13 protein-coding genes are annotated in these 11,330 nt (G+C 36.3%); all 13 read left to right on the forward strand.

Annotated features, from left to right (window positions below):
* Positions 1 to 101 precede the first annotated feature (101 nt).
* Positions 102 to 554, forward strand: coding sequence for a flagellar export protein FliJ (fliJ, locus tag VMW81_09905; GenBank protein HUU51252.1), 453 nt, complete (start codon positions 102 to 104; stop codon positions 552 to 554).
* Between the two features lie 11 nt (positions 555 to 565).
* On the forward strand, positions 566 to 1,111 hold the full coding sequence (locus VMW81_09910) for a hypothetical protein (protein ID HUU51253.1): 546 nt from the start codon (positions 566 to 568) through the stop codon (positions 1,109 to 1,111).
* Between the two features lie 212 nt (positions 1,112 to 1,323).
* Positions 1,324 to 2,940 carry a flagellar hook-length control protein FliK gene (locus VMW81_09915; protein ID HUU51254.1) on the forward strand — a complete coding sequence of 539 codons (1,617 nt, stop codon included), beginning with the start codon at positions 1,324 to 1,326 and terminating at the stop codon, positions 2,938 to 2,940.
* 27 nt (positions 2,941 to 2,967) lie between these two features.
* Positions 2,968 to 3,630 carry a flagellar hook capping FlgD N-terminal domain-containing protein gene (locus VMW81_09920; GenBank protein ID HUU51255.1) on the forward strand — a complete coding sequence of 221 codons (663 nt, stop codon included), beginning with the start codon at positions 2,968 to 2,970 and terminating at the stop codon, positions 3,628 to 3,630.
* A gap of 32 nt (positions 3,631 to 3,662) precedes the next feature.
* Positions 3,663 to 4,916 carry a flagellar hook protein FlgE gene (locus tag VMW81_09925; protein ID HUU51256.1) on the forward strand — a complete coding sequence of 418 codons (1,254 nt, stop codon included), beginning with the start codon at positions 3,663 to 3,665 and terminating at the stop codon, positions 4,914 to 4,916.
* A gap of 341 nt (positions 4,917 to 5,257) precedes the next feature.
* Positions 5,258 to 6,028, forward strand: coding sequence for a MotA/TolQ/ExbB proton channel family protein (locus VMW81_09930; protein ID HUU51257.1), 771 nt, complete (start codon positions 5,258 to 5,260; stop codon positions 6,026 to 6,028).
* A 12-nt stretch (positions 6,029 to 6,040) separates the two neighbouring features.
* Positions 6,041 to 6,763: an OmpA family protein gene (locus VMW81_09935; GenBank protein HUU51258.1), complete on the forward strand. Its 723-nt coding sequence runs from the start codon at positions 6,041 to 6,043 to the stop codon at positions 6,761 to 6,763.
* Positions 6,750 to 7,469, forward strand: coding sequence for a flagellar motor protein MotB (locus tag VMW81_09940; GenBank protein ID HUU51259.1), 720 nt, complete (start codon positions 6,750 to 6,752; stop codon positions 7,467 to 7,469). Before VMW81_09935 ends, VMW81_09940 begins: the two co-directional genes overlap by 14 nt.
* A gap of 59 nt (positions 7,470 to 7,528) precedes the next feature.
* A complete protein-coding gene (locus VMW81_09945; GenBank protein ID HUU51260.1) occupies positions 7,529 to 8,029 on the forward strand; it encodes a flagellar basal body-associated FliL family protein in 501 nt (166 codons plus the stop codon).
* A 20-nt stretch (positions 8,030 to 8,049) separates the two neighbouring features.
* Positions 8,050 to 9,036: a flagellar motor switch protein FliM gene (gene fliM, locus VMW81_09950; protein ID HUU51261.1), complete on the forward strand. Its 987-nt coding sequence runs from the start codon at positions 8,050 to 8,052 to the stop codon at positions 9,034 to 9,036.
* Positions 9,033 to 9,533, forward strand: a complete 501-nt coding sequence (gene fliN, locus VMW81_09955) for a flagellar motor switch protein FliN (protein HUU51262.1) — start codon at positions 9,033 to 9,035, stop codon at positions 9,531 to 9,533. Before fliM ends, fliN begins: the two co-directional genes overlap by 4 nt.
* A gap of 26 nt (positions 9,534 to 9,559) precedes the next feature.
* Entirely contained in the window at positions 9,560 to 10,858 is a 1,299-nt protein-coding gene (locus VMW81_09960) for a flagellar biosynthetic protein FliO (protein ID HUU51263.1), read from the forward strand.
* A 22-nt stretch (positions 10,859 to 10,880) separates the two neighbouring features.
* Positions 10,881 to 11,330 (forward strand): flagellar biosynthetic protein FliP (locus VMW81_09965; GenBank protein ID HUU51264.1); only part of this gene is annotated, 450 nt, incomplete at its 3' end.

The following is an 11,330-nucleotide window of genomic DNA, read 5'->3' on the forward strand; positions in this document are numbered from 1 at the left end:
AATAGGATTTAAAAAAAGGGGACATTTGTATAAAGAATTTATGGATAGTGAGGGGCTTTTTAGGGATAATTATATATACTATTACGAATTACAATAAAAATATGTTTAAATTTAAATTACAACCCGTATTAAGATATAGAAAAAGGATCGAAGAGAAGTTTCAAATAGAATTGGGTAAGATAAAGATGCGCTATAAAGAGGAAAAGAAGAAATTATATCTTCTCGTGCAAAATAAAGATGAGTGTGAAAGAGAGATCTGTTCAAAATATCGAAAAGGAATTAAACTTTCTGATATTATTCTCTATTTTAATTTTATCGATAAGGTAAAGATGGATATTGATAGACAAGAATCGGTCTTAAAGGAGTTAAAAATGAAAATTGAAGAGAAGAGAAAGGAACTCCTTAAGGCCTCGAAAGAGAGGAAGATTATTGAGAAGTTAAGAGAGAAGAAGGAAAGAGAGTATTTAGAAGATTTAAATAGAAAAGAAAGAATATTTCTTGATGAAATCTCTACAAATCGATTTATAAGAGAAACTCTCACTAATACTCAATAGCGATGGAAGTAATGGAAGTAAAAGTGAAAAACAGTTCGTTTAAAGGTCATAAAAAGGCAGCAACATTTTTCTTTGCTTTAATTTTTGTTCTGCTATCATTTTTCCTGTCCCCTTTTCAAGGACTATCTCAACAAAAAGAAATCGCAAAAGATAAATATTCAAAAACTACTTTAGAAATATTAGAATCAATAGAAAAAGAAAGAATGGTATTGTTAAAAAAAGAAGAGGATATAAAGAAAGAGAAGAAAATTTTAAAAGATATAAAAGATGATGTTGATAAAAGAATAGCCAAACTAAAAACTTTAAGATTAGAACTAGAGGGTTTACTTGAGAAATTAGAGAAAAGGGACGAAGAAAAATTTAGACATTTAGTTAAAGTTTATGAGGGGATGCGTCCAGAAGAGGCAGGTCCTCTCATCTCTACTTTAAGAGAGGATATTGCTATTCGAATATTTTCAGGGATGAACAATAAGAAGGCTGCTAAGATCCTTCCTTTTATAGAGCCTGAAAAGGCTATCAAGATAAGCGAAGCCATGATAAAAAAGAGAAAAAAGTAATTCATGGTATTTTTTTCATTTTGCCCATCACTTAAAAAGGAATTTTTTGCCTTTTTCTTCATCAAAAATTAGCCAAAAAAAGAAATGCAAACCTTTATTTAGCTGAAAAATAATAAGTTATACTCTTTTCCAAAGATGGCATATTATTTGCTCAATTCTTAAAAAGAAAATTTTAAATAATTTTGCATTTAAATATTTATAAAGAGACGATCATGCTTAACATTCCTATATTATCGTCAGTTATTCCTTCAGTTAACAATACCATTGATAGTGGAGTAGACGGAGCTAAGGAAGAAAATAGCTCTTTCTTTCAAATCCTGCAGAATATAAATTCCGAGCAAGTTAAAAATATCAGTCAATTCATGAAAAAGGCTTCTGAAGAGAATTCTGGAGAGAATGAATATAATCTCCAAAAAGATGGTTTAGGCCAGAAAAACTTAATAGAAGTAATCTTTCAACAAAACCCTCTGATGTTAAAAGAACTTTTTAACTATCTTAAAGAAGGAGGAGATATAAGTTCTCCTATAAAAGGGTCAGAAGACAAAGAGGTTTTGAATTTAATAGAGGAAGTTTTTTTCCTTAACAGTGGATTAAAAGAGACAGAAATAACAGAACTAACAGATAAGATATTTAATGATTCAAAAGGTTTTTTAGGGAAAGAACAACACCTTGGAACTAAAGATCTTGTTGATTTGAAAGGAATTCAAGAGAATTTAGAAAAACTACTTATAAAAGAATCTTTTGTTTCAGTAGAAAATAGGAAAAACCAGGGAACAATTGAGAAGTCTTTACAAGAGTTAAAGATTGCAGACGAGAATATAAGACAAGAGATCACTAACTTTATGGAGAGAAAGGAGGGATTATCTCTAAAAGATTTATTGATAAGAATAGGAGTTTTATCTGACAAAGAAGAAATCAATTTACCCGTTAAAGAATTTTTTAATCAGAAAGATTCCATATTTTATAAAGAGGGCTTAGTTAAAATAGAAGAGCCGTCTCTAGGCAATAAGAGTGCTGGATTGATAGAAGATGCTTTGGATGGGAAAAAACAGATTTTCCAAAAAGAGCTTTTAGATAAAGGAAGTATTTATATTGAGCGAGATATTGAGATGGCTAAGAAACCCATTCAAGCCTTTGATCTCTTTGAAGGTAGACTAGATATAGATCCTAAAGCGATCTCAAGTATAAAAGAGATAATTTTTAAAGGAGCAGGGACTGGATTTGAGCAAGAGTTCCAAAATAATGATTTCTCCATGATTTCTGAACTAGAAATAAAAAGTGAGAGGATAGACCCTTTGAATTTACATCATAAAGATGTGGATCTTGGATTGTTACATAAGGAGGGTTCCTTGGGAGAGACCAAGGAAGCCCTTGGAAAGTTCGTGAACGAGGAAATAACCAACAAATCTCTATTCGATAATCAAATTTTAGATCAGATTATAGATAAGGTAAAAAAACCAATATTTAAAAATGGTATAAATGAAATTAAATTATCCCTCAAGCCCGAGTTTTTAGGTGAATTGAAAATAGAGATAAGCGTTGAGAAAAATGTTTTTAAGGCTGATATTACTGTAGAAAATCATTTTATAAAGGATGTACTGGATGGAAATCTCGAAAAATTAAAGCAGGCTCTCCATACTCATGGCTTAGAGATAAGAGAATTTAGTGTTTCGGTTGGACAAGACCATGACAAGCAGGCTACAAATCACAACGGTTCAAATAATAGTAAGGCCGCGTTTGATTTTCCAAAGGAAGAACTTGCGGAAGAGAAAAATAATATTCACTCAAATATGATTACACAGAACGGCCTCATCGATATAGTAGTATAAAAGGATAAAGAAAGGAGGGAAAAAGGTATGCAGATTGATTCCTTGTTCTCAACAATACCCGGTTCAGCAGATTTGTATAGCGAAGAAGTCAATATGGGCATGGGCAAGGATGATTTTTTGAAGCTTTTGATAGCCCAGCTAGAGAATCAAAATCCCCTCGAGCCTCAAGAGGCGACAGAATTTACTGCTCAACTCGCCCAATTTAGCAGCTTAGAAAAACTGATAAATATAAACGATGCTTTAAAGGAAATCGAACTGATTCAATCCTCAATTAATAATGCTCAGGCCGTAAGTTTTATTGGAAAGAATGTACTCTCTTTAGGAAATGAGATAACCATAACCAATGGAACTACACCGGATATCCAGTATGAATTAGCTCTAGATGCCTCTATAATAGAGATAGATATATTCGATTCTGCTTCAAATTTGCTCAGGACCCTATCAGTGGACTCACAAAAAGCTGGAAGACAGGCTGTTCCTTTTGATGGATTAGATAAAAACGGGATTCCTCTGCCAGATGGGGAATACTCATACCAGGTATCGGCTTCAAACCTTGAGGGTGGTTCAATCTCTGTTATTTCATACTCAACAGGAAAGGTTAAAGGGGTCTCTTTTGAGGATGGAACAGCGGTTTTATTGGTTGGAGAACATAAGGTTCCTGTAAGTTATTTTGTTGAAGTCTTTGATTGATAAAAAATATATAAAGAAAGGAGGGTAAGTAAATGTCTGTTTTTAGTGCGCTATATACAGGCGTTAGCGGCTTGAATGCCCAGTCAGCCAGGACTCAAGTTATTGGTAATAATATCGCAAACATAAGCACACATGGATTCAAGGCAAGCAGGGTGTGCTTTGAAGATATTCTCAGCCAGAGCTTATCAGGGGCTTCTTCTTCATCTCAGATTGGAAGAGGTACCTCACTGGCAGCTGTTACGAGAGACTTTTCTCAGGGCTCCTTAGAGACAACGAATGCTGCTACTGACATGGCAGTAGATGGTGATGGCTTTTTTATCGTGAATAATGGTTCAGGAGACTTCTATACAAGGGCAGGGCAGTTCAGCTTCGATGCAAACGGAAACCTTGTAAATCCACAGGGCATGGTCCTTCAGGGAGATGTCTATGTTAGTGGTTCACCATCAGGAATAAGGAGCGATTTGAGCTTTAATACAACCGCTTCTGCTCCCTCAACAACAAGCGAATTTTCCATAGGAGCAAACCTTGATTCAAGGGCAAGCGGTGCAACCAGCTTTAGCACCTCTTTGACGGTATTCGATGCACTTGGAACCGCTTTAACACTCACTCTTACCTTTACAAAGAGCTCATCCACGCCACCAGCAGGCACATCAGCTGAATGGTCGCTGGTACCGACCATCTCTGATACAAGTGCCACAGTTCAGGTAAATGGAGCGAGCAGTGCCACGGTAAGCTTTAATACAAGTGGAGCTCTCAATAGCCCTGCGACAGATCCTACAATCACAATTACAGGCCTATCTACTGGCGCAACGATTGGAAGCGGTGGAGACATCACCTTCGATTTAATCGGCAATTCATCTGGTAATGTCCTTACAGGTTATGCTTCTACCTCTGCGGTAAATGCCGTTTCTCAAAATGGCTATTCAACAGGGTCTCTCCTTAACATAAGTATATCCCAGTCCGGTTTAGTAAGTGGTCTCTTTACAAATGGCCAGAGCCAAAACCTTGCTCAGATCGTCTTGTCTAAATTTACAAACCCTTGGGGGCTTACAAGTGTCGGGGATAATCTCTACGCAGAATCTTATGCATCAGGTCAGCCCATCAGAGCCAATCCCGAACAGAGTGGTTTGGGAAGCATTACAGCTAATTCACTCGAGCTCTCTAATGTTGACCTTTCAAGGGAATTTGTAAATCTGATACAGACTCAAAGAGCCTTTCAAGCCAATTCCAAGATTATAATGGTTGGCGATGAACTGCTAGCAGACCTTGTGAATATAGTCAGATAATGAATAGAAGGGAGGAGATAATATCTCCTCCCTTTCTTTTCCTCTTTAATTCCCACAAAAGCGTCAAGATAGTGACAATCCTCCTTTTTTTTGACACAAAGAAAAATCCAATAAATCCAAATAAATCAACTACTAAGTGATTTTATAAAGAAATAAAGTCGAAATCTCGACTCTCTCCAATGTCAGAGGAGCTTTAATAGAGATGGTGAGAATCTCTGATAGAGATAACTCTTTTAGAAAGAATGAATTACAGATATTAAGAAAGGGCTTTTCAATAATTTATTGGCATAATAATTGCAAAAATGTAAAGAAAAAAATCTTTTTTGCCTCTGGAGACCTTTATGGACCTTGCAACAGTCATAGGAATTATTTCAGCATTCTCTCTGGTTATTTTAGCGATTATGTCTGGAGGAATGCTAATAATATTCATTAGTATTCCCTCTGCTATGATAGTTATTGGGGGAACCATGGGTGCAACACTGATTAATTACCCCCTCGGACAGGTTCTTGGGGTGATAAATGTTCTTAAAAAAGTTTTTTTTCATAAGGTTATCTCGCCAAAAGTAACCATACCTTTGATCGTTCAGTTTGCTTCAAAGGCAAGGAAGGATGGAATATTGGCCTTAGAGTCGATGGTAAAGGAGGTTAATGATTCATTCCTTCAAAAAGGGGTTCAACTGGCTGTGGATGGATTAGAACCGACCTCTATAAGGGAAATATTGGAAAAAGAGATAGACTTTCTTGAGGAAAGGCACCAGCTGGGTGCAGAAATTTTTACAACCATGGGGACCTTTGCTCCTGCATTGGGATTGATAGGAACCCTTATTGGTCTTGTTCAAATGTTACAGAGCATGGAGGACCCAAGTTCCATTGGACCTGCCATGGCCATTGCCCTTTTAACCACTTTTTACGGTGCGCTATTGGCTAATCTGGTTTTTCTTCCTATTGCCGGAAAATTGAGGACAAGAAGCCAAGAGGAGGTTTTAGCAAAAGATTTGGTAAGGGAGGGCATTCTGGCTATATCTTCGGGGGATAACCCAAGGATTGTAGAACAAAAACTCCATGCATTTTTAGCACCAAAGCTAAGGGAATCGAGCTTTGATAAAAAATAAGAAGGAATATCCATGGCAAGAAAGAGGAAAAGTTATGATGGCGGTGGAGGCTCATCTTTTACGGTTCTCTTTACGTCTTTAAGCGTTATCCTCCTTGCCTTTTTTATTTTACTTAACTCAATGGCGGTCATTGATAGACAAAAGGTGAGAAAGGCCTTAGGATCAATGCTGGGAAGTTTTGGAATATTATCTGGTGGATTTTTATTTGAAAGGGGGACAGGTTTATTGCCTTTTGCTTCACCAATAGTAAAAAAGGAGATGGACTTTCAAGATACTCTTTCTGATCTAGAAAAGTACTTGGTAGAATCAGGAATGGGTGATGATGCTTCCATTGAGCAAAGCAAACAAGGGGTCGTGATTACCATTGCTTCTAAGGTCATGTTCTCTTCAGGGAGTGCAGATGTAGATCCTAAGGCCTATAAGATTTTTGACAGGATTTCTAAACTCATTAAAGTGACCAAAAATCATGTCAGAATAGAGGGGCATACTGACAATGTGCCGATAAAGACAGATAAATTTCCTTCTAACTGGGAGCTATCTACTGCGAGGGCTGTAAGCGTCCTTCGATATATATTGAGCAAAGAAGACATATCGCCAGATCGCTTTTCTGCAGTCGGATATGGGGAATATTATCCATTAGTAAAGAACAATACTCTAGAAAATCGAGCAAAAAATAGAAGGGTGAATATTGTGTTTATTGGGGACATAGAAGAGGTGGAGAGTGGCAAGGAATAAGGTTGAGGGGAAAAAAATGGATAAGAATGCCTGGATGGTTACCTTTTCAGACCTCTTAACCCTCATGTTGACCTTTTTTGTTATGCTGTTGACCATGTCTTCAATGGATGTCAAGAAGATCAGAAGCGCCTTTGGTTTTTTTACAGGTATCCTTGGACCTCTAGAATTAGGGGCTAGCGGAGAGATTTCCAAGATAGTTATAATCCCCCCCTTAGACCTCCCGATAAATACCTCTTTATTTGAGGGAGGGATTCAGAGAAAAAATGAGTCAGAGATTGAACAGATAAAGGCAGGTCTCAAGGGTAAAGGTCTAGAAAAAAAGGTTAAGATCCGTTTAGAAAAAAGGGGTTTGGTTTTAACTTTTTCTGAAAACATATTATTTGAGCCAGGTTCAGCACAGGTAAACTCTTCTTCTATTTCTGTACTCAAGGATCTAAGCTCAGTTTTAAGGAATTCAGCCTTAGCTCTTAGAATAGAGGGGCATACTGACAATGTGCCTATTAAAACACCTTTATTTCAATCCAACTGGGAGTTATCCATAGCAAGGGCTATCAATATTTTAAAATATCTTGAAGAAACCGGAAAGATCCCCCCTGGAAGGCTTTCAGCAGCAGGGTATGGAGATTCTAAGCCCTTGCTTCCTAACAATACTGCGGGGAGAAGGGCAAGAAACAGAAGGGTAGAATTTGTCTTGTTCAGCAGATAATTCTATCCGTTTTTTTCAATAGAGGTTTCTTTAAAACTTTTTATTAGAGGAGAAATAAGATGGTTGCTGCAAAGGAAGAAAATATAGAAGAGGAGGTTTCTCAAAAGGGGGGCTCTTTCTTTAAGTGGGTTGTTCTTCTTATGCTCTTTTTTCTCATAGCCGGTTCAGGAGGATTCTTTGCATGGTATAAGTTTTTTAGAGAACCGACTCAGATAAAGGTTACCGAGAAAAAAGAGACAAAGAAAATCGAAGATACCCTCGGTATTATTTTTCCACTTGAGACCTTTATCGTAAATCTTTCAGAAGATACAGGGAAAAGGTATTTAAAGACAACCTTAGAACTAGAATTACCTGATCTGGGCTCGAAAGAAGAAGTAGAAAAAAGGAAAGCACAAATAAGGGATAATCTATTGGTCTTGCTTAGCAGTAAGTCTTTTAGTGATATCAATACAATTAAAGGAAAGTATAAGCTGAAGGATGAAATCATCACCAGATTAAATGCTATCCTAGTTAATGGAAAGGTTAAACAGGTATATTTTACAGAATTTGTCATTCAGTAAAAAATTAAGGGGAGAAGAATATGAGCCAGGTTTTAAGCCAAGATGAGGTTGATGCTCTACTTAAAGGTATATCTGATGGAGAAGTTGGAGCAGAAACAGATGAGCCTATTGATGAGTCAGGAATCACTTCTTATGACCTGACAAGGGGACGGGTCATCAGGGGAAGGATGCCTACCTTAGAGGTCATTAATCAGAGATTTGCAAGAGAATTTCGTACTTCCTTATCAAATATCCTTAGGAGAACAGTAGATATAAATGTTTTAGCAACAGAGACGATGAAATTCGAGGATTTCTTTAAAAGCCTTCCTGTGCCAACAAGTATTCATATTGTTCGTCTCGAGAATTTAAGGGGTACTGCTCTCGTTGTATTAGAATCCAGACTGGTCTTTACTATTATAGATGCGCTCTTTGGTGGAACAGGAGCAGGCACTACCAAGATTGAAGGAAAGGATTTTACCGCAATTGAAGACAAGGTAATGAAAAGAATCGTTCATAGATTAATAGAGGTTTTAGAAGAATCATGGAAAAATTTTCATAAGATAGGTATAAAATTTTTAAGATCTGAGATCAATCCGCAATTTGCCATTATCGTTCCTCCTACTGATGTCGTTGTAGTGATTTCCTTCGAGGTCGAGTTGGAACAGTCAACAGGTAATATCACATTATGCATTCCTTATTCAACAATAGAGCCAATAAAAGAGAAGCTATCCGCAGGATTTCAGAGTGACCAATTAGGGACGGATCAATCATGGTTATCACGGATTAAAGAACATCTGAAAAGAGTTCCAGCAAATATCACTGTAGAATTAGGAAGGTCAGAGATAAAGGGAAGGGAGCTTTTAAATCTTCAGGTTGGGGATGTAATCCAATTAGAAAAGGATTGTACAGATGAGTTGGACGTAAGGGTAGAAGAGAACCTTAAATTTAGAGGTTATCCCGGGATTTTAAAGGGAAATAAGGCTCTTCAAATATCATCAATTTTTATGGAAGGAGAAAATATAAAATGAGCGAAAAAGAAGTAAAAGAGAATTCTAAAAAGACAGAAGCTAAGGTCAACCAGCCAGAGCAGGAAGAGAAACAGAATGAGCCTAATAAGCCTGAAGCAGAAGCGAAAGAAGAAGGTGATATAAACTGGGAGGATGACAAGGAAGATATTCCAGAAGATTCAGGGCTTAAAGACTTAACCCAAGAGAAGGATAAAGAAGGCCTTTCTCATCTGGAAAAGAAAGGAACAGGAAATGAGAAGAGAAACCTCGATTTTATACTCGATATTCCATTACAGATTACTGTTGAATTGGGACGGACAAAAATGTTGATCAATGAGCTCTTGCAATTGGGCCAAGGTTCAATCGTAGAGTTAAATAAATTAGCAGGTGAGCCCATGGAAGTCTATGTTAATGACAAGTTAGTGGCCAGAGGAGAGGTAGTGGTAGTTAATGAGAAGTTTGCCATTCGCCTGACAGATATAGTCAGCCTCATGGAAAGGGTTGAAAATCTTAAATAGAAGTTTTTCAAAAGAGAGATATTTATATGAAAAGATTTTCCTTAATAATTTTTCCTGTTGTGTTTTTTTATATTTTGCATGGATATGGCTATGCACAAAAGCCTTCTAAAGTGGGATTAGAAACAAAAAATTATCTAAAAAATTTAAAAATCAATTCAAGTGAAAAAGATGTAAATGTAATTATAGAGTTCAGTAAAGATTTACATGTAACCGACAAAAAAATCAGACCTCATGAAAAATCATTATATATGGAATTGCCGAATCTCTATATCAATTCTTCAAAGCGTCTTTTTAAGGTTAATGATACACTGTTGTCACAAATCTTTATTTATCAAAAACCTCAGCCCCAACAGGGATTAGTATTTCATCTTTCCCTTTTGAAGAAAATAGATAGCGAAAAGGATGTTTCAGTATCAATTAGTAAAAACAAATTACTATTAAATATTAAAAGAACATCTACCGAAAAAAAAGTTTTAGGGAAAAAGGATAATGAAATTTTACCAAAGGAAACTGTTGCAGATAATATAAGAAACACAGAAGAGATAGATGAAACTATTATTAAAAATAAGGCTGATGAGACAAAGGGAAGTGCTGTAAAGGAAGCTTCAGTTTCAAAATTAGACGAGGTGGAATTAGTTGATAACCTAGAGGAGTTTTCAAAAGAATCAGAAAAAAAATTAATCGATTCAATTGTTACGAGCAAAGCGGATAGCGAAGAGAGGCTATTGGATGAGATTGGACTCAACAAAGAGAAATCGGTAAGCCCTCATAAGATTGAAGAAAATCCTGATATTGGGCTTCCGATTCTTTTTGAAAAGGGTAGAGAGAAAAGGGATGTAAAAAGAAGTGAGTATGAAAAAATAAGTACCAATCCTTTAGAGAGATTTCACGAAACAACACTTCCTAATATTTCTTCAACCGCTATAAGGGTCTTTATAGCCTTATCATTAATTCTGGCAGTAATATTAATCATCGGTTTTTTGTTTAAAAAATATTTACTTAAAAACAGTGGCCTTTTGTGGAACAAAAAGTTAGTCAAGGTTCTTTCATCAAGCTATATAGGAAATAAAAAGAGTATATCACTGGTTCAAGTAGGAAATGAAGTACTCGTCTTGGGTATATCCCCAAATAATATTTCAATGCTGACAAAGTTAGAAGATAAAGACCTTAGAGAAAAAATCACCGATAAGAAGAACAAAGGAAGCCTCTTTTCAAAAGAATTGAGTAAATATTATCGGCACTTTGATAGGGAAGATCAAAGGAATCGTATAGATAATATAGCTGGGAATATTAGAGAAAAAGTCAAAGGATACAAGAGGCTATAGAACTTTTGGAGAATGTTTCTGCATGAATAATAAAAAAATGAGGAAATATGCCTACGCCCTATTCATACTTTTGGCTTCTTTAATGTTTTTAATCAATACTGGTGTTGCATGGTCTAAACCTATCTCTCTTCCCTCTGTTAGTATTAATTTTGGAGAGGAAGGGGGTTCGGAAGAATTGGCTACCACGATTAAAATTGTTTTATTACTGACCGTATTATCTCTTGCTCCTTCTATTATTATCATGTTGACATCCTTTGCCAGAATTGTCATTGTTTTGGGTTTCCTTCGTCAAGCCATGGGTACGCAGCAGATGCCGCCAAATCATGTAATCATAGGATTATCTCTTTTTCTTACCTTTTTTATTATGTCACCGGTATGGCAAAAAATTAATACACAAGCCGTACAGCCCTATATGTCAAAAGAGATAACCCAGGGACAGGCATGGGAAGCTGCTATACAGCCTATAAGAGAG

Source organism: Nitrospinota bacterium (assembly GCA_035528715.1).
In the GTDB taxonomy this organism is placed as follows: Bacteria; JADFOP01; JADFOP01; order DATKYB01; family DATKYB01; genus DATKYB01.